The sequence below is a fragment of the Colwellia sp. MB3u-8 genome (genome assembly GCF_014076985.1).
Taxonomy (GTDB): Bacteria; Pseudomonadota; Gammaproteobacteria; order Enterobacterales; family Alteromonadaceae; genus Cognaticolwellia.
In genome coordinates, this window is sequence record NZ_JACGVA010000070.1 from 61440 (window position 1) to 82287 (window position 20848).

12 protein-coding genes and 1 pseudogene are annotated in these 20848 nt (G+C 40.8%); 8 read left to right on the forward strand and 5 right to left on the reverse strand.

Annotation, left to right across the window (positions count from 1 at the left end; all coding sequences use genetic code 11):
- Positions 1–121: 121 nt before the first annotated feature.
- Entirely contained in the window at positions 122–598 is a 477-nt protein-coding gene (locus H4J54_RS15350) for a histidine phosphatase family protein (RefSeq protein WP_259367400.1), read from the forward strand.
- 139 nt (positions 599–737) lie between these two features.
- Here the strand turns inward: H4J54_RS15350 and H4J54_RS15355 are convergent, their stop codons facing one another.
- On the reverse strand, positions 738–3185 hold the full coding sequence (locus H4J54_RS15355) for a bifunctional diguanylate cyclase/phosphodiesterase (protein WP_259367149.1): 2448 nt from the start codon (positions 3183–3185) through the stop codon (positions 738–740).
- Between the two features lie 40 nt (positions 3186–3225).
- Positions 3226–4038 (reverse strand): alpha/beta fold hydrolase, encoded by an 813-nt coding sequence (locus H4J54_RS15360; protein WP_182191885.1) that lies wholly within the window; start codon positions 4036–4038, stop codon positions 3226–3228.
- Positions 4039–4390: 352 nt separating this feature from the next.
- Between H4J54_RS15360 and H4J54_RS15365 the strand changes: the two genes are divergently transcribed.
- The 4 genes from H4J54_RS15365 to H4J54_RS15380 all read left to right on the forward strand — a co-directional run bounded on the left by H4J54_RS15365 (position 4391) and on the right by H4J54_RS15380 (position 14120).
- Entirely contained in the window at positions 4391–4639 is a 249-nt protein-coding gene (locus H4J54_RS15365; RefSeq protein WP_182191886.1) for a response regulator transcription factor, read from the forward strand.
- A 200-nt stretch (positions 4640–4839) separates the two neighbouring features.
- Positions 4840–6669 (forward strand): ABC transporter ATP-binding protein, encoded by a 1830-nt coding sequence (locus tag H4J54_RS15370; protein WP_182191887.1) that lies wholly within the window; start codon positions 4840–4842, stop codon positions 6667–6669.
- A 1368-nt stretch (positions 6670–8037) separates the two neighbouring features.
- The gene (locus H4J54_RS15375) at positions 8038–13512 is read left to right on the forward strand and encodes an Ig-like domain-containing protein (RefSeq protein ID WP_182191888.1); all 5475 of its coding nucleotides are present in this window, start codon (positions 8038–8040) and stop codon (positions 13510–13512) included.
- A complete protein-coding gene (locus H4J54_RS15380) occupies positions 13509–14120 on the forward strand; it encodes an outer membrane beta-barrel protein (RefSeq protein WP_182191889.1) in 612 nt (203 codons plus the stop codon). The genes H4J54_RS15375 and H4J54_RS15380 overlap by 4 nt, the downstream gene beginning before the upstream one ends.
- A 396-nt stretch (positions 14121–14516) precedes the next feature.
- Here H4J54_RS15380 and purT read toward each other — a convergent pair whose 3' ends face one another.
- Both purT and H4J54_RS15390 read right to left on the reverse strand, forming a co-directional pair.
- The gene (gene purT / locus H4J54_RS15385) at positions 14517–15707 is read right to left on the reverse strand and encodes a formate-dependent phosphoribosylglycinamide formyltransferase (protein WP_220464315.1); all 1191 of its coding nucleotides are present in this window, start codon (positions 15705–15707) and stop codon (positions 14517–14519) included.
- Positions 15708–16071: 364 nt separating this feature from the next.
- On the reverse strand, positions 16072–17325 hold the full coding sequence (locus H4J54_RS15390) for a D-amino acid dehydrogenase (protein ID WP_182191890.1): 1254 nt from the start codon (positions 17323–17325) through the stop codon (positions 16072–16074).
- A gap of 121 nt (positions 17326–17446) precedes the next feature.
- Here H4J54_RS15390 and H4J54_RS15395 point away from each other — a divergent pair, with 121 nt between their 5' ends.
- From H4J54_RS15395 to H4J54_RS15405, 3 genes and pseudogenes are all read left to right on the forward strand, one after another.
- Entirely contained in the window at positions 17447–18364 is a 918-nt protein-coding gene (locus H4J54_RS15395; RefSeq protein WP_182191960.1) for a LysR substrate-binding domain-containing protein, read from the forward strand.
- Between the two features lie 141 nt (positions 18365–18505).
- Positions 18506–18670, forward strand: coding sequence for a peptide deformylase (locus H4J54_RS15400; RefSeq protein ID WP_259367156.1), 165 nt, complete (start codon positions 18506–18508; stop codon positions 18668–18670).
- A gap of 35 nt (positions 18671–18705) precedes the next feature.
- Positions 18706–19159 (forward strand): annotated as a pseudogene (locus H4J54_RS15405) (transposase); the annotation flags it as partial.
- A gap of 273 nt (positions 19160–19432) precedes the next feature.
- On the opposite strand, the gene H4J54_RS15410 reads toward H4J54_RS15405, so the two are convergent.
- Positions 19433–20797 carry a hypothetical protein gene (locus H4J54_RS15410; protein WP_182191891.1) on the reverse strand — a complete coding sequence of 455 codons (1365 nt, stop codon included), beginning with the start codon at positions 20795–20797 and terminating at the stop codon, positions 19433–19435.
- Positions 20798–20848 lie beyond the last annotated feature (51 nt).

Genomic DNA, 20848 nt, shown 5'->3' on the forward strand with positions numbered 1-20848 from the left:
ATCATAATCTTCAACCAACAGTGGCTCAAAACACATGCTAGTAGGTAATTTATTATTAGTTCTTGTCATATTATCAGCTAGCGTGCAGAACGCCTTTGCCACGACAAATGTTGATTCTATTATGGATAAGCTACGGAAAATCGATGCCAACGTACTATTGATGCGCCATGCTATTGCTCCGGGTTTTGGTGATCCCGCTAATTTTGTTATTAACCAATGCAATACACAGAGAAATTTGGACGCCGTTGGTCGAAGTCAAGCTAGCTCATTAGGGCAGAAGTTAAAGCAGTCGGCTATAGTGATTGATAAAATTTATTCAAGCTATTGGTGTCGTTGCCTCGAAACAGCCAAACTTTTACAACTTGGCGAAGTTGAAAAATTTGCTGGTCTTAACTCATTTTTTGAAGGGCATGCTGATCGCAATGAAACACTTAAGTTGCTGCAAGAAAAGCTTGCAGCGCTCAGCCAAAATAGTCTTACACTAATGGTCACGCATCAAGTGGTCATCCAGGCTGTATCTGGAATTGGGGCTTCGTCCGGCGAGATTGTTGCCTACAACACACGAACACGCAAGGCGGTTCGAGTCGCGGTTGAATGACTGTCTAGATGCGTTAACAATATTTTCAATGCCTATCAACACAAGGTTTATCTTCAATAATCAACAGGGTCAGAAACGTTAAAGTAGTGCGTTAACAACGTTCAACACTATGACAGTCCTTTGTCGACGAAAACGCCATCTACTGATCTTCACCGCTTAGTCTTGTATTCGTTATATTTTTCCAGGCAAAAATTTCATTGATTGGCTCTGGTTTGCCAATGTGATATCCCTGGGCAAAATCAATACCTATATCTTTTAATAACATCAATATATCGGCGTTTTCAACAAATTCAGCAATAGTGACTTTTCCGGTTAAATGCGCAATTTCATTAATACTGCGAACCATGGCACAATCAACTGTGTCGTTTACCATATCTTTCACAAACTGTCCGTCAATTTTTAAATAATCAACCGCAAGTTTTTTAAGATAAGCTAGAGATGACATACCACTGCCAAAATCATCAAGGGAGATTTTCGCACCGCGCTGATGAAGCATAGCAATAAACTCAGTAGCGATATCCAGGCACTCGATTGCTGCTGTCTCAGTAATTTCGAATGAAATTTTTTGTACCGGTACCTGAGCGTGATCCAATGCCTGGGTCAAGAATTGATGAAAATCACGATCACCAACCGACTTTCCAGATAAGTTTACGGCGATTATATTAATTTTATCCAACTCATGGGCATAGGTTTTCATCCACTCTAAGACTCGATTTACTAGCCAACGATCGATTTGTCCAGCTAAGCCAAATCGTTCAGCGGAAGCCATAAATACTGCAGGCGAGACCAGGCTTCCATCGGTATCACGTAAGCGCAATAGAACTTCAAAATGTAGTCCTTGTTCTGCTTGTTCATCAAGTGCCATGATGGGTTGGGCAAAAAGTTCAAAGCGATTTTCATTAATGGCTTGTTGCAAGCGAGAAGCCCACTGCATCTTATCTCGCAGCTCCATTACCGTTAAATCTGTATCTGAATATATTTGCACACGACCGCCACCTTGATGTTTCGCAGCTAAACAGGCGCTAACGGCAGCCAATTGCACTGCCTGGGCATTTTCCCATTTCCCATCGAAAGCTACTACGCCTATGCTGGCACTCACGTGAACAAATTTACCTTTGTGATAAAAACGAATGTTCGTAATTTTGTCACAAGCCTGTTGTGCTATTCGTTGAGCCGCTTTGAGATCATAGCCCTCAAGTAAAAGAGAAAATTCATCCCCCCCGGTTCGCGCCACAAGATCTTTGTCACACACGTTTAGAGTAAGTACCGCCGAAATTTCTTTTAATAGTGTGTTTCCTGCAGAATGTCCACAGCTGTCATTGACTATCTTAAACTGATCCAAATCGATGGAACACAATACATGTGCAACACCAGTAGAAATTGATGACTCAAACATTTCAAGTAATTTACGATCAAATTCTCTGCGGTTCGCCAGTCCAGTCAAATGATCATGACTGGCACGATGATGATCCACTTCCTCCTTCAGTCTTTTTTGGCCAGTTACATCACGAAAAACCATAACGACACCGGTTATTACATCACCAAGGGTAAAAATCGGTGCTGCAGAGCATTCCAGCGAATACTCACTACCATCCTTACTGAGCAAGACTGTGTCTCGAGTCAGCGCAACAATGGTACCATCGTCCAAAACATGGGCAACAGGGCTTTTTGCCACCAGCCGAGTATGTTGATTAATGATGTTAAGCACCCTAGTTATGGGTTGACCTATGGCATCGGCCAATTTCCAGCCAGTTAATTGCTCTGCAGTGGGGTTGATGTATTCGACCACTTGGCGCTCATTGGTGGTAATAACTGCATCGCCGATGGAACTTAGCGTCACTCGCGTGCGTTCACATTCGTTGGACAACGAAAGTTCCAATGCTTTTCGCTCGGTAATATCGTTAATATAACCATGCCATAGTGTACTGCCATCGCCTCGGGCTTCAGGGGTGGCATGGCCCTCCAGCCAGCGGATGCCCGCTTTGGGTAAAATCACACGATATTGTTGATGCCATACAGTGAGGTTTTTGGCAGAATCCACCATGTCTTGTTTGAGCACCTCTATATCATCCAAGTGAATGCGTTTAAACGCTAAATCTGCGTCTTTTTTTAACTGTAGCGGACTTAACTCATAGATATCACGTATTCCCTCACTCGTGTAAGGAAAGCAGGTACTCCCGTCGGCAAAAAGCTGAAATTGATAAAGGGAACCGGGCACTTGTTCGGTTGCTTTTTTTATATTAAACAACTCATCTTCCAGACGTTTACGTTCGTTCATAGCCATGACCACACATTCAGTATAGGCACTCCCCTCAACTTCTCGTCGCACGGCATTAAAAATGACCGGGATTTCGATCCCTTTTGCGCCAGCCAGAGACATGGAAATCTCTTCAATATGCCCCTGAAGATGCAATATTGGCATCACTTGCAGATGAAACTGCAAACGGTTGGATGATGTCAGCATTACATCCAAATTTTTACCCACTAAGTCTTGTGTAGTAAGGTTAAGCATAGTGGCTAAGGTTTGATTAACCGTCATTACCCTTAAGCTGTCATCAAAGATAAACAAGCCGCAGGGTGCCTCCATAAGATTAAATTTTGAAATATCCACTCTAAATATCCACTCTTTAGTTTTGCTTTCCATTACTGGCAAGGTATTTTTTGATCAATTCGATGGTTTCAAGCGGATGACTCATATGAGGGCTGTGTCCGGTCGCTTTCATCTGCTGCAAGTGACTATTAAGCAAATGTTGATGTAAATAATCGCCTACGACATTCGGTGCAACTAAATCTTCCTGGCACTGAAGGATCAAACAGGGCTTGTCAAAACCAACCAGATCAGAACGGTTATCCGCCAAAAAAGTTGCTTTGGCAAAACGCTTAGCTATGGCGGGATCCATGGCACAAAAACTGGCTTCCAGTTCTTCTGCCAATTCTGCTTGATCGGGGTTATTTACAACAATACCGGCGAGATGACTTGCCCAACCTGGTTGATTGCGATCGATTGTATCGAGCAAACCCTCAATGTCGGCCTGTTCAAAGCCACCTATGTAATCGGGTCGGTCGTTCAAATAGCGTGGGGTTGGGCAAATCATGATCAACGTTGAGATTCTATGGGGAATTTCGATTGCAGCTAACAAGCTAATCATACTGCTGACTGAATGCCCTACCAAGATCACATTTTGCAAATCAAGTGCGGTACAAATCTCGACAATATCTTTGGCATAACCGGCCAAACTTGAATAACGCAGAGGATCATAAGCATCAGCATTAGACAAACCTACGCCGACATAGTCAAATAATACCACCCTATATTCATCTTCAAAGGACGGACTGACTCTACGCCACATAGCTTGATCACAACCATAGCCATGGGCAAAAACGATTGTTTTAGCGCCTTTACCGTATACTCTGACATTGTTCCTATTGATGATATTCATCGTGGTTTTTATCTCATGGTTGAAAGGAGCATAAACATCTATTTTTCAAATCGTTGGTCTCTAAGCTATATAAAAAATCAAGTGCGAAGGATATTTTTTTGGCTAAAATATATTGCGGTAAGTTGAAGTGCTTTTGCCATCCCGTGTTTGGGGGCTATGTATATAAAAATTATAACGCAAATAATTAAAACACAAAACAACCAAAATATTTATTTTAAAAATACTACAGGGTGTATAGGTAAAATAAAACGTTATTTTTCATAAATTAATAAAACATATGATTCCTCATACTTTCCATCTTGTCAGTGTCTGGACTAAAAGTAAAAAACATTTTTATTGTTGGCGACCACAAATGGGGATTATCGTCTTATCAATGCACTATGATGAATTGTATGCAGAAAGAGCATTAAATTGTGCTGCGCTAAGTTATATCAATAAACAAGCCTCAGTTCAAAAATTACTCCTTGGCATAAAACAAGTAATGAAAAATAAAATTTTTCTTAAAACAGAAATTCTTGAAAAAATACGTAAAAACCCATCACGAACACTAAGCTCTAAAAATGCTATCAAGATACAGATACTGACCGACAGAGAGCTATAGGTTTTTGAAACCATTGGTTAAGGCATCACAACATATTCTGCACTGCGTATTAATATTATTACTTTACAGCCGCACAACCAACAGACTCGCGGGAAACCGAACTCATTCGTTTCGTATATAGTAACAATTTAACCCATGACATGTGGCCATTTTACGTTATCCTAGGCGGCAGAATATTCATCATGAAGTCAGAGCATTAGATGTTTAAATTTTTTGAATCATTGACCCAAGCGTTACCACAAGAAGAACCCACTCAACCACCTAACACCTTATATGCCTTTTGCCGCCATTATACCCGCGGATTTGGTATGCCATTAATTATCATGTCGGTACTTACGGCGGTACTCGCTATCTTGGAAGTGTCGCTATTTGGTTTTATGGGCCAATTAGTGGATTTGTTAGTGACCAAAAATCCACAAACATTGTGGCAAGATGAAGGCACAAGGTTTATCATTATGTCGGTGATGGTATTAGTGGTCATTCCTGTAATTGTCTGGTTGCATTCCTCTATCGTGCATCAAACACTTTTGGGTAACTACCCCATGGCCATTCGCTGGCAAGCGCATCGTTATTTACTCAAGCAGAGTGTGTCATTCTATCAAGATGACTTTGCTGGCCGAATTGCCACAAAGGTCATGCAAACCTCGCTTGCGGTGCGTGAAACGGTGATGAAGTTACTGGATGTACTTATGTATATTTTAGTGTATTTCACTTCTATGCTGGTCATGATTGCCGCTGCTGATGTGCGTTTAATGTTACCCATGCTCGCGTGGCTTGTGGCATACGTATTGATCCAATGGAAATTAGTCCCAAAGCTAAAAGCGATATCAACAGAACAAGCCGATGCGCGTTCAAACATGACCGGCCGCATTGTTGACAGTTATAGCAATATATCAACGGTAAAACTATTCTCACATACCAGCCAAGAAGCTGACTACGCTCAAGACAGTATGATGCGTTTTTTAACAACCGTTTATGGCCAAATGCGCTTGGTCACTGTCATTAATGTCTTGGTACAAATCATCAATTATCTTTTAGCATTTACCATTACCGCTGTCTCTATTTGGTTATGGGCTGACAGTGCGATTACTGTCGGTGCTATTGCCATTGCGGTCAGTTTAGCATTACGCCTAAACGGCATGTCACAATGGATCATGTGGGAAATTAGTTCACTGTTTGAAAATATAGGCACTGTGATAGATGGTATGAATACTCTGTCTAAACCCATTGCCATCCAAGACAAACCCGACGCCAAAGACATTATTGTTAATCAAGGCAAAATAGAATTTAATCAGGTTTGTTTTCATTATGGCGAAAAAGCGGGCGTCATTGAACAACTAGACCTGACTATTAAAGCAGGTGAAAAAGTGGGTCTTGTCGGGCGTTCTGGTGCAGGCAAGTCGACTTTAGTGAACTTATTAATGCGTTTTTATGACGTTGAAAAAGGTCAAATACTCATTGATAATCAAGCTATAACCGATATTACTCAAGATTCATTACGAGCAAATATTGGTATGGTGACTCAGGATACATCCTTGTTGCACCGTTCGATCCGTGAAAATATCCTTTATGGCGACCCAGATGCAAGTGATGAGCAATTAATGGCGGCAATCACTCAAGCACAAGCGGCTGGCTTTATTGAAAGCTTATCCGATCCCTTTGGTAATAAAGGGCTTGATGCTCAAGTCGGCGAACGTGGGGTAAAACTATCAGGTGGCCAACGTCAACGGATTGCTATTGCACGTGTGTTATTAAAAAATGCCCCTATTTTGTTATTAGATGAGGCCACTTCAGCATTAGATTCTGAAGTTGAAGCGGCGATCCAAGAGTCATTGTATGAATTAATGGAAGGCAAAACTGTGATAGCCATAGCTCATCGACTCTCGACCATTGCGGCCATGGATAGACTTATCGTATTAGATCAAGGTCGTATTGTTGAACAAGGCACCCATCAAGAGCTCATTAATGCCAGCGGGATCTATGCGCAACTCTGGGCTCACCAAACGGGTGGTTTTTTGGGCTTAGATTAAAGCCAAATAGATAAGCTTCAAATTAACGTCTGCTAACGAATGCCACTCACACAATGAGTGGCATTTTAATTGCTGTTTATCGAGATAACTGAATTTAACTTAAGTGCCTATGTTAGAGACTTATCAAATCGCTTGCTTGCATACTCTTGGATGATGGCGTAAAAATGGCAGTCATCCACCCCAATCTTTACCTAAGTACTTGTAGTACAAAGTGTCAAATCATATAAAGACAAACAAGCTATGAAATCATTACGCCAGTTCTTTTACACTCAGGTATTCCTACACTTGGGTAAACACTTTTACCGAAAAAGGCATCTTAGAGCTGTAGCGAAAAAAATTTATTTATAAAAAAATTAAAACAGAGACTGTTTTTTTTAGGCAGAGTATTGAACAGCAATTCAGATTAGTCAGTTTGAATAAACACAGGTTCATCATTATAAAAAATCAATTTTCGCAGCTGTTTTGCTCAAAAGCGAGAGGCACGTGTTTGTTAACTGGGTTATGTTAGAACAATAGAGTCTCAGGTGATAAATCTCTGACTTTAATTCCTTCATATTTTTAAATTAAAGTAAGTTATCAGCGTAAATTTATGAATATTATGGCTATTTATTTTTTGAGCAAAAAATAAAAGTAAAAATCTAGTCTGAAATGATAATTTTTGATCTCCAGTGCTCGGGTCTCGGTCGTAGCTGGACAGAAAAGTGATAACTTCAGCTTCAATGAAATAATGTATTTCCCTAGTATTTATGCTTTGCAAGCCAAAACAACCTCAACCCTGGCCTTTGAAAGCCGCTAATAGCGCCTTTAAAAATGTGTACTCGCAGCTGAGTTGGTATTTTTACGCCTGTAATAAACAGCACTGCTTTGCCTCTAGCTCTTTAACCCGAGATGACACCCGTTTTTTATTGCTACAAATGCGGACCCCCGGCACTATAAAAATAGGAAACACATAGAAAATCAAATGACGTTTCTTATCCTCCCATTTAATTGTGTTTTGCGCACCACCTTTTCAATCTGTGTACTGAATGGTTGCTCTAACATACTATTTTTTAAGTCGTATCATCGCCATTTAAGCTAACGCTTTATCGTCATTTCTACAAGAAATAAGCATAAACAACATTGAGCAATAAACATACATTTATAAAACATGGTAAATCTTGTTGTTATATTGTTAATTTTGTTGCTTGGTGGTTGGTTACGTTAACAGATGGTTAAATCGTGTGGGTTATAGTTGAAAAAGAGAAAAAAATGTTTATTATTTAATTCTGTAATTTCTGTAATTTCTGTAATTTATGTAATTTCTGTTTTGTAGGGGGTAACCCTATAATTAATTCACTAGCATGTCTTTATATAAGTAAAGGTAGATCTATGTATAAAAAAATACTGTTAACAAGTACCATCTTTGCAGTAATGCCATTTACAGCATTGAGTTTTTATCAACCATCGGCTTTGCCTGTAATAACTTCAACCCCTATTACCAATACCAATGAAGATGCGCCTTATGCATATGCTGCGGCCGCATTTGACACAGATGCGGCAGACACCCTTAGTTGGGCAGTGAAGTCAGGTGAAACATTACCCGGTTGGCTGGCATTATCCAACGGTAGTATCAGTACAACTGATGTAGGTGGTCCTATTACCGGTCCAGGTGGTGTGGCAATGGATGCGGCAGGCAACATCTATGTTGCAGGATTATCTGGTACGACCATTTTTAAAATCACGCCAGATGGTACGCAGACTTCATTTGCAACTGTTGCATCAAGCAGTAAATACGGCATGTTAGTCATAGGTAGTACCTTATATGTGTCTTATTACAATTTAAATAAAATCACCAAAATCGATTTAAATAACCCTAGTGCAGGTGAATCAGATTGGATCAATCCAATTAGAGATCCCTTGGCGATGCTTGAAAAAGATGGCTTCCTTTATGTGGCTCAATACTCTGCAAATAAAGTTAGTAAAATTGATTTGTCAGATGATTCTGTAACCGATGTTGTAACAGGCACACCGTATCCATTTGGTATTGGCTTTAGTAAAGACGGTACCTTATACATAGCAAGTTATAATAATAAATATATTTCTAGTTTTAAAGACGACGTATTATCGGCAAATATAAAATCATTTGGCAGTAGCCTTTCGGATATCAAAATAGATAATAATGATAATATTTATGTTAGCTCTTTTGGTAGCGGCGTTAAGAGAATTCCCCCCGATTTATCAACTACAATTGATATCTCTACAACGGGACGTGTGTGGGGAATGAGTTTAGCGCCAAGTGGCGCATTGATTTGGGGTATTAATGATGCAAATAAAGTCGTTAAACTTGAGACGGGCACAATTTTAAGCGGAACCCCCACAAACGATGATGTGGGTGATCATGACATTTGCTTAACCGTTACAGATGCAACCAATAATGTCGATCAGTGTTTTACCTTGACAGTGAATAACGTTAATGATGCGCCAGTGGCAGCAAATAATACAGGTTTAAGCTTAGATGAGGGTGCAGCAGGCACTATTGGCCAAACTGAACTTGAGTTTAGTGATGTAGATGCAACCGATACCCCAAGTAATTTAACCTATACCTTAACCACAGTGCCAATTTATGGCAGCTTGAAGTTGAACAGTAATACGCTGGCACTCAATGGAACCTTTAGCCAACAAGATATTAATAGCGCTCTGATCAGTTACCAACACGATGACAGTGATAATTTGAGCGACAGTTTTGGCTTTAGTTTCGCCGACGGTTTAGAGGATGGTATTACCGCCATTACCGGGCAAACGTTTACTTTTACCCTCAATAATGTCAACGATAATCCAACCGTGAATAATACACCTAGTGAACTCATGCTAAGTGAAGATACCAATGGCCAGATCGACTTATCTGGCATGACATTGGCAGATACAGACAGCGCCAGTATTACCCTTACACTTACAATGAGTGGCGGTGTTTTTACTGCACCCGCAGATGGTTCAAGTATTGGTAGTGGAGTAACCGCCACATTAGTGAATGCAACAGTCATCACTTTGACGGGAAGTGTTGCGGATATTAATGCCTATTTAGATAGCACTGCAAATATTCAATATACAGGTGTCAATAATGCGTCAGGGGATAATGCCGCTTCCCTAACACTCTCGGCCAATGATGGTACAGCAGATGTTACCCTAGGTAATGTTAATGTTAATATCAGCCCCGTTAATGATGCACCCACAGGTATTGTATTATCGAGTCTTAGTGTTAACCAATCTAGCCTTATCAGTAGCGCTGCAACAGTCGGTTTGTTAACAACCACTGATGTGGATAGTACTGATATACATAGCTACACTTTAGTAACCCCGAATTCAAGCGACAATAATACTTGTAGCACCAGTGCTGATAATGCGTTATTTGAAATTGATGTTGATGCATTAAAGGCTAAGGTAGGAACAAATCCAGGTGTGTATGCGGTTTGTATACAAACCACTGATAGCCTTTTAAGTGCTGAAAATGATTTTAATATTACCGTAGTTGATGATGTTGCTCCTGACGAGGTGGTGATTACCACACCGATTGAAGGGGATGGAAGAATCAACGCCAATGAAGATAACGATGTACTCATTCAAGGCAGTGGTGCTGAGCCAAATGCGACTGTGAACATTAATATGGGGGGTATAGAAATTCAGGTTAGTAGCGATGAAAATGGTGACTGGAGTATATTAAATAACGAACTCGATATTAGTGCGCTTGATAATGGGGAGTTAACACTCACCGTTACCCAAACTGATGCTGCGGGTAATATATCAAGTGCTGCAACGCAAACTGTGGTGTTAGATAACCAAACACCGGCTGATTTTTCCGTTGATGTAAGTCAAGACTTGATTGATACAAGTAATGAAACAGGAGCCAGCTTTAGCTTGGTTGGTGCGGAACTAAATAGCACTTACACCTACACAATCACTGATGAAAATAACCAAACCGTTACAGGCTCGGGTTCCGTTACCAGTGCAAATCAATTAATTGACAGCATTGACATCACAATCCTGGCAGAAGGCAGGTTAACCTTATCTGTTATCTTATCTGACCCGGCTAATAACCAAACTCTCGCCTTTAGCGATACCACTGAAAAACGCTATCAAAAACCACCTGTTATTGCCCAAGGTGCTGCAGTATCTGTCACCATGAGCGAAGATAATGCCCCTCAAGCCTTTGTATTATCACTGGATGCCACCGATGATAATCAAGATGACTTAACGTGGAGTATTGTAACTCAAGCCACGAATGGAGAAGCTTCTGTTAGCGGTAATGATAATTCAGTTAACGTAAGTTATTCACCCAAGGCAAACCACAACGGGGTTGATAGTTTTAGTATTCAGGTAACTGACGGTCTTGAAACCGACAGCATACAAGTGAATGTTATTATTGCTGCGGTGAACGACCAACCTATATTACAAGGCGATAATTTTGTATTCGCTAAAAATACAAATAATAGTTACTCACTGGATGTATTGGCCAACGATACTGATGTTGACGGTGACACCTTAATTATTGAGGGCGTTAACGCGAGCATTGGTGATGTGTCAGTCGATAATGGGATTGTCGTTTACCAGGCTCCCGAAAACTATGTTGGTAATGTCACCCTTAACTACTCAGTACGAGATGGCCAAAAAGGTCGCGCTCAAGCCAGCGCTCAATTAGAAATTACCGGTGTACAAGAGGGGCAACCGCCCGTTATTACTTTACCTAGTGATGTCGAAGTTAATGCAACTGGCCTGTTTACTAAAATTGATTTGGGCGTGGCGACTGCGGTGGATGCCTTAGGTAATCCATTATCAGTTAGCTTAGTTGATGGTATTACCTTTTTTAAACCCGGCAACAACATTGCCTACTGGCAAGCCATTGACAATGCGGGGAATCAAACTATTGCAGAGCAAAAAGTGGTTGTTCACCCCCTCATTTCAATTGCAAAAGACCAAGTGGTTGCTGAAGGTAGCACAGTCACGGTGCGGGTATTACTCAATGGCATGGCACCGCAATATCCACTCGATATTCCGTTTAGTGTTTCAGGCAGTGCGCTAGCGGATACCGATTATACCCTAGCACAAGGTAATCTGGTGATTACAAGTGGCACTCAAGCAGAGCTTGTGTTTGCTGTACTGAGCGACGATGAAGTCGAAACCGATGAAACCGTGATCGTGAGTTTAAATAGTAACTTTAATTTAGGCGCTAAAAATAGCTCCACTATCCGGATCAGCGAAGCCAATATTGCGCCAAGTATAAACTTACTCGTTCGTCAAAATGATGAAAACCGCTTTACTGTGAGTCAAGTCGACGGTCTTGTGCGGATCCAGGCGCAAGTTAGCGATCCTAACCCGAACGACCAACTTACAAATGTATGGGCGGCTGATCAGGCATTCGTCAATACCAGCAGTGATGCGCTTATATTTGAATTCGATCCTAGTGCGTTGTCCGAAGGTGTTTATAAAGTGACCTTAACCACCACTGATACGGGCTTATTGTCAGACTCGCAAACCGTTTATATTAACCTGGTTAACAGCCTAGCTAGTTTAACGGCAATCGATACCGACGGTGACTTAATTCCAGATAACGAGGAAGGCTATGCAGACACAGACGGCGATGGTATTCCAGACTATTTAGATGCCATTAGTGAATGTAACGTTGTCCCAAGTCAAAGTATGACACAAGACAGTTTCTTATTAGAGGGAGAGCCAGGTGTTTGTTTACGTAAAGGTTCGGTTTCTATAGCTAGCGAAAGTGGTGGTTTACTCATTGATAATGGTCAAGCAGAAAATGATTTAACGGTAGATGAAGATGTCACCATAAGTGGCGATATTGTTGACTTTATTGCCTATGGTTTACCTGAAAAAGGACAAAACTATCGACTTGTTAATCCACAATCTCGTCCCATTCCACAAAATGCTATCTATCGTAAATATAGTCAAGCGAATGGCTGGTTCAACTTTGTAGAAGACGATCAAAACCAATTATCTAGCACCAAAGGGGAGCGTGGATATTGCCCATCACCTGGAGATATACGTTGGAGCGCAGGATTAACCGCAGGTGACTGGTGTGTTCAACTACAAATTGAAGATGGCGGACCAAACGATGATGATGGACAAGCCAATGGTGCGATTGTCGATCCGGGTGGCGTTGCTGTAGTCAACCAGGGTAACCAACTACCGGTTGCTAATAATGACACCGTAGCATTACCTTGGAATATGAGTATTACTGTTGATGTGTTGAACAACGACACCGATGCAGACAATGATATGTTGGAAGTAAGTAGCGCAAGTGCGAGCTTTGGTGAAGTGATAGTGAATAACGATAATACCATTACCTATACACCAAACTTAAATTATGCCGGTAACGATACGATTAACTATGGTATTACAGACGGCCAAGGAGGTAGTGATTCTGCGCAAGTGATGGTAACCGTCAAACCTAATCGAGCGCCTGTTGCACAAAATGATGAAATCACTATAGACGGCAGTACTACTGTTGATATAAATGTACTGAGCAACGACAGTGATATCGACGGTGACACACTGAGCATTGAACTTGCGACGGCTCAGTCGGGGCAGGTTGCTGTAAATAACAATAGACTCACTTACACGGCAGGAGATTTTATAGGTGAAGACATCATTATTTATACCATTAATGACGGACAAGGCAGTCAAGCAAATGGCATATTAACCGTGACAGTCACAGGGCCTAAAGCCGTTAAAGTGAACAATACTTCATCTGGCGGTGGTAGCGGCATCTGGAGTTTACTGACATTATTCGCGGCTCTGTTAATGAGACGACAAGCCACTCAGACTCCTCAACAAGACAAAGGGGTAAAATCATGAATAGGTTTACCATTAAATTGACCCTGATATATAGACTGGTTATTTTATCTGTCAGCGTGAGCGTAAGCGCTGTAACACTAGCTGCAGAGCCCATGACTATCGCGGTTTCTGTTGGACAATCTCAAGCTAACGTCCGGCAGAACCACGTTGATATTACTCATGTTGATGATACTGATAGCAGTTGGTCACTGGAGTTTGGCTACCAGCTTGAAAAAATAGCGATTAAAGTGGGCTACGTAGATTTAGGTGAGGCGAATGTTGAATTAAACGCTGAGTCCTATGTACCCCAAACCTATCATGAACAAGTGAAAGCAGTCGCGCCTATCTTGGCAGAAGGTTGGACGTTGGGCGTTGAAGTGCCTTTGTACCAATATGAACAATGGGTTGTGGCCGGTCAAACAGGATTTTTATTTTGGGATAATGAAATTACCAGTCAAATTGATATAGGCGAAAGACTGACGACTAAGATAAGTGATACAAATATTTATTTTGGTGTCACTGCTAGTTATGAAGTATCAAAAAGCTGGTTAGTTGGGATCCAATACAGAAACTATATGTTGGATGAATCAGTTAGTGATGTAGCCATTAAGGTAAATTATCGATTTTAATGGATGATGATGCAGTTACATTGAGTATTTAATGTCATGGCCAGTCGCTTTTATGCTGCTGGCCATTTTTTGGTTGCGGTTTGGTTACCCGCTACACCATCCTAAAATGCAGCCCTACCATGACTAAGCCTTTCCCGGTTTTTTACCTGTATCTGCTGAGTTGATGCTATTTTTAGCTTGCATGTAGTTAGATAACATATAAATACCTGTATTTAAAAGTGCTACGTAAAAAAACAGAAGTTGTGATGGAGATGGTTTTTCAATTTTTTTATGCTGAACCTGTACTTTTCTTAACGATGGATGTGTTTTGTGAGCTGGCAGGTATAAAAAAGGTAACCTAAGTTACCCTTTATAATGACGATAAAAATACTGAAGAAAAAATTTAAGCGGTGTTATTTAATAAATAATATTAACGTTATTCGAGACAGTCTTAGCATTATCAATGGCTTCTTCAACTGTTTCACCACGTGCAATTGCGACACCTAAACGCCGATGACCATTGATATCTGGTTTGGCAAATAATCGAATTTGCGCACCGGCGACGCTGCCGAGTGCTTTACCCAGGTTGGAAAACTTAATATCATCGGATACGCCATTACCTAAAATAACACTCGATGCGCTTGGTCCATATTGAATAATACGACCAATAGGAAAACCTAAAATGGCACGAACATGCAAGGCAAATTCTGAAGCATCCTGTGACACTAAGGTCACTAATCCAGTATCATGCGGGCGAGGGGAGACTTCGCTAAAATAAACCTGATCGCCTTTGACAAAAAATTCCATGCCGAATAAACCATATCCGCCCAGTTCAGTGACTATTTTTTTCGCGATATCCTGTGCTTGCTGCAGTGCTAGCGCTGACATTGCTTGTGGTTGCCAAGATTCACGGTAATCGCCGTCTTCCTGACGGTGACCGATAGGGGCACAGAAATGCGTACCGTCAACGGCACTCACTGTTAATAGCGTTATTTCATAATCAAAGGGCACAAAACCCTCAATAATAATACGACCTTCACCACTACGACCGCCAACTTGAGAATAGGTCCATGCGTTGTCTACATCAGCATCGCTTTTTACAACACTTTGACCCTTACCAGAGCTACTCATGACAGGTTTTACCACACAAGGTTTACCTATTTTATCGACCGCGGATAAATATTCTTCTTTGCTGTCTGCAAATATATAGGGTGAGGTTTTTATACCTAATGTTTCAGATGCGAGGCGGCGAATACCTTCTCTGTCCATGGTGAGTTTTGCCGCACGGGCTGTGGGTACCACATTAAAACCTTCTGCTTCTAAGGCAAGTAAGGTATCCGTGGCGATTGCTTCTACTTCTGGGATAATAAAATCAGGCTTTTCGGCGCGAATAATTTCGGCTAATTTTTCACCATCTAGCATACTGACCACATGGGACGAATGCGCGACTTGCATTGCCGGTGCGTTTTTATAACTATCTGCCGCAATCACTTCAATACCGAAGCGTTGCAATTCAATCGCAACTTCTTTACCTAGTTCTCCGGATCCTAAAAGAAGGGCTTTTGTCGCACTATTCGCTTTTGCACTGCCAAAAATTGAAACACTCATATTATTCGACTCACTGAAAATTTGAAGGGATGATATGGCTAAAGATATTAACAGAATTTTTTATATTTTGAGGATCTAGGATAAAAAAACTCTGATATTTGTAAGAAAAATATTAAAGGTATTTAATTTCCAGGTAAGGCAGAGGGGGCATTTACCTGCCACCACATACCGAGTTGTGACTATTTTTTTTATTAAAGACTTTGCTCGCCACCAACAGCCTCAAGCACCGCATCATCATAAAGAATATTCAGCGCTGGTTTGCACAACAGCAGAAAGTGCTTTTTTTAATTTTGAATTATGAATTATGAATTATGTAAAAACCCTTGAGTAATAGACTAGAAATCGCCGGTTATTGACCTTGCTATTACAGATACCTAAATGAATCTAATCCACTCGCGTCAATATCAGGCTCATTGCCCGAGACTATATCCGCTAATAGTTTTGCCGAGCCACAAGCCATAGTCCAACCCAAGGTACCGTGCCCCGTATTGGTATATAAATTAGCTAGCTTAGTTTTACCAATAATAGGCGTGCCATCCGGCGTCATAGGACGTAACCCCGTCCAAAACTCTGCCTGGGCTAAGTTACCTGCTTTAGGAAATAAGTCCTGAACCACCATAGCGATAGTGGCTTTTCTTTTTTCAGGTAGATCTAAATTAAAGCCGTTTAATTCTGCCGTACCTGCCACCCGAATTCGATTATCAAAACGTGTTATAGCAACCTTGTAAGTTTCATCCATCACAGTCGAAACAGGCGAAAATTGTTCATTCGTCATTGGAATAGTGAGTGAGTAGCCCTTTACAGGGCAAACCGGTAATTTAATGCCTACTGGGTTCAATAAGTTCACCGAGTAACTCCCTAGAGCCACAACATAAGCATCAGCTTTAAGCTCTCCACTAGAGGTATCTACCCCAGTAATATTAGTCTTATCAAAGTGTAATTTATTTACCTGAACATTGAATTTAAACTCAACACCCGCCATTTTAGCCATGTCAGTAAGCTGCTGACAAAATTGGTAACAATCGCCCGTTTCATCATCGGGTAAGTGCAGGCCAGCAACAAGCTTATCTTTAACCAAAGCAAGGCCTGGTTCAGCTTTAACACACTCATCAACATTTAATAGATTAAATCGTACATCACTCTCGGCTAATAACTTCATATCTTTTTGCACCGCCTCAACTTGTGCATGGTGACGAAAAACTTGTAGCGTTCCCCGCTGACGACCTTGATATTTTATGGCATGATTTTTAGCTAAATCTGACAAGCATTCTCGACTGTAATTCGCCACGCGCAACATACGGTTTTTATTAATCTGGTAGTGACTCTCATTACAATTTTTTAGCATATTCATCATCCAAATATAAAACATCGGTGAAGAACTTGGCTTTACAATAAGTGGCGAATGTTTTTGGGTTAACCATTTCAACGCTTTTAGCGGAATACCCGGGGCAGCCCAAGGAGATGAATAACCATAAGATAACTGGCCTGCATTAGCGAAACTGGTTTCTTCAGCACTTAGGCTCTGGCGATCAACAACCGTTACCTGATGCCCTGCTTGAGCCAAATACCATGCGGAGGTTAGCCCGACTACGCCAGCGCCTAAAACGATAACTTTCATACTCATCACTTAAATATTGTTAAATCATAAAATAGTTAACTACTATGTGAAAAATATCTATCTTCTACAATCGATATTAATTAACATCTGTGTTTAGTAATTCTAAAGGCTATGAGTATTGATGAAATTAAAAGGTAACATAGCATCGGGTTTAGTGACGTTTGAGGTAGCGGCCGAATTAGGCAGTTTTACTCAGGCTGCCATTTATTTAAATATTACAACAGGTGCGATAAGTCAGCAGATAAACTTGCTAGAAGAACAACTTTCAATAATCCTGTTTGAAAGGCACTCACGAGGCGTTCGATTAACTCAAGCAGGCCAACAATTATATAAAGTAGTAAAAAGCAGTCTTGAAGATATAAGCGAGGTAATTGCAGCGTTACATCAAGAAGAAAATTTCGATGGCGAGGTAAGGTTAAAATTAACGCCTTCTTTTGCCTTCAAATGGTTAGTGCCTCGCCTTGAGAGATTCTACAATCGTTATCCCAATATTAGCATTCAAACATTTGCTGAAGGTGCGCTAGTTGACCATCAAAGCAATAACTTTGACTTAGCCATTGATTACAGTCAATCTGCTAATTTTCAACAAAAAAGTGACTTATTTTTATCTGAACAATTGCTTCCTGTGATGAGTCCTGAATATTTTAAAGCCTTTAAATGGCAAGACACCTCTGTAGAAAACCAACAAACGATTTGGCAGTCGGTCACCCTATTACATGATGCTCAGCCATGGCATGGCGCAAGCAAAAATACCGAGTGGCAATATTGGTTCAATCACATGGGCATTACAGCAGACAGTCTTCAGGGGCATTATTTTAATCGAACTGATATGGCTATGGCGGCAGCCGAAGCAGGATTAGGGATAGCCATGGCTCGATATGCCTTAGTTGAAGAAGATTTTAAACAAGGAAAGCTAGTTTCGCCCTTTAATCCGATAGCAGCAAATGCGGGTTATTACCTAATTCAGCACCATTCTTCTTCAGCCATTAACTGCTTTAAGCAATGGTTATTAGATGAAAAACAAAAATTTATTAACTAACCAAAGTTCAGGTTAACTAAAACAGTAGCCAAAAATAATAGCTATTATATTACTCTACTAGGCCATGCGGTGTTAAGAAAAAGAGCGGTTTAGCTTGATAATATACTGGCCGATGAATGCCAGCAATGAATCAATCAAATGATGTCCGAAGCGGGTAGTGTAGGTATTGTCGCACCACAAATACATCACAGTGTAAGTATTTATATTATGTGCTCTAAACCCAATTCGCGTTATCCTGACGCGCCATTAATGCCGCCAACAGCAATTATTAACCCTGAATATTGCATTACTATAATGAGAAAATAAAAGGCAGGGAAGGCTGCTTAAGTGTACCGAGTATGCACCCAATCAAAACACCCTACCGTGACGGCACCACTCATGTGATCTTTGAGCCGCTGGATTTTATCGCCCGTTTAGCGGCCTTAGTACCCAAACCCCGAGTAAACCTCACTAGGTTTCATGGTGTGTTTGCACCAAACAGTCGGCACCACGTGATAATAACGCTGGCAAAACGAAATAAGGCTAAACAAGCATTGCCGACAGGGCGCGGGGAACACAGGCACAAAAAATTAAACGGGTTTTGGGATAGAAATAGAAACCTGTGAGCAATGCGGTGGTGCGGTTAAAATTATAGCGAGCATTGACAAATCGTCAGGAAAGACGATTTGCACAGCGAATGCTGCCCGAAGGTTTAGACACAGGGATGTGTCTAATAAACATCCGTTGATGATTCAAAAGATACTCAGTCACCTGAATACAAAAAATGACGAAGTCGTCGAATTATTGCCCCCATAAAGTAGCGCACCACCTCAGATAAGTCTATTGCCACCCTAGTCTTTTTGATCAGGAGGACCGACAAAATGAATCTAGGTTAAATGGGAAATTCAACCACTATTAATGGTTAAATGTTAAAGGTGAGGTTAAGCGAATGATGGATAATTCGTTTTATTTACGCTGATAAAATAACTAAGAATAATCAAAAGATGATTTTTATGTATTTGTAGCTCATGGTGGATGTAGAAGTAATGAGCGGTAAATTTACCGGCCATTACTTTAACATGAGGTGAATTATTCTTTTCCGGTATACCAATACTTAACAATACCCTCTGCCGGTTTACCGCGGATAGATTGAGAGGTGTTAGGGAAACCTTCAAAATTGGGGGTTAACGTGGGTGAAAGCCAATAACCGGTGTGAATGTCGACGCTGTTAATCATAAAGGTATCTTGCTCTTCGATCGCTTGCATAATGCCTTCTATCCCCATTGACTGCACAGAAAAGTCAGTGACAAAACTTTCTTGAATACAACTGACTTCAGTCCCGTCTTCTAAACTTCCTGGGGTACAGAACCCATCTTCTTTCCAGCCATTGAGAAAAAAGTCTTCACGACTTTGCACTTGAATAATAAGTGTTATCGGTAATTCTATATTTGACGTACCGTGCCAGCATGGCTGGTTAATATCACCACAATATATTTGCATATGCTGATTGGTCAGTGATTCAAAGGTTTTCTGCTTGACCAGTTCCGTTGTTAGCTTGGCATCTTCTTCGGCGTTAAATTGATTTCCGCAGCACTGTAACGCATTGATTAAAATACTATCTACTCTAGAAAATATTCGTTGATCATTAATTACAGTCCCTATTTGCCCCCAAGTAATCTCACCGTCAAAATTGGCTCTGATATCATCGATAATTTCGGCAAACCGCTCAATATAATATTCTTTTAATTCGTCGGTATGCAAGGTGACCCACATCGCGTTCCAGTCAGCAGAAATACCTTTTATAGCTATTTTTTGGGCATGTTTTGCTTGAATAATCATATTGTTTTGATGGGCATCTAATATGATTTTAAGCTTGTCCAACGTGAGTTTCTCACCTTGCTCAACAATAATATCGCCATCGACATTGTTTTGAGTAAACTGCCAAGAAAAATAAATATCAATGTTGAGCAAACGCGCTTGCTCAACAATATATTCTACATATTTTTTAGGCGTATGATAATTAGCTTCGGCGACTACCCATGGTTCTTGGTTATCGTTCCACTGACCATAATTGTAAACCCAAACCCTTTGTGCACCAGAAGCATTCATTGCTTGTAATGCTTCAAGATACATTAATTTTACATATTCATCTCTGGAACAACTATCGCGTTCAGACTGGGATAGGCCATCATAAATCCAACTAGGGGAGTAGTCTTTAAAACTAATACCTCTCACTATATGACTAGAAAGTTTACCTCTGGGGGAGGGGGTTTCAAATTTACCCTTATATGATTCAGGGTAGTCAGCAGAATGAGGATTGACGCATGAAGCCGTTACAGATGACGTGGCTACGGGTGGTGGATTTGAGACTGTATCGCTACTATCACCTCCGCCACAGGCGCTTAGGAGAAAAATAACAACGAATTGAATAAAATACTTGTTTGAGAAAAACATTCACAACCTCTAATAAATGATGTAATTAATAAATCACAGTAAAGGTTGTAA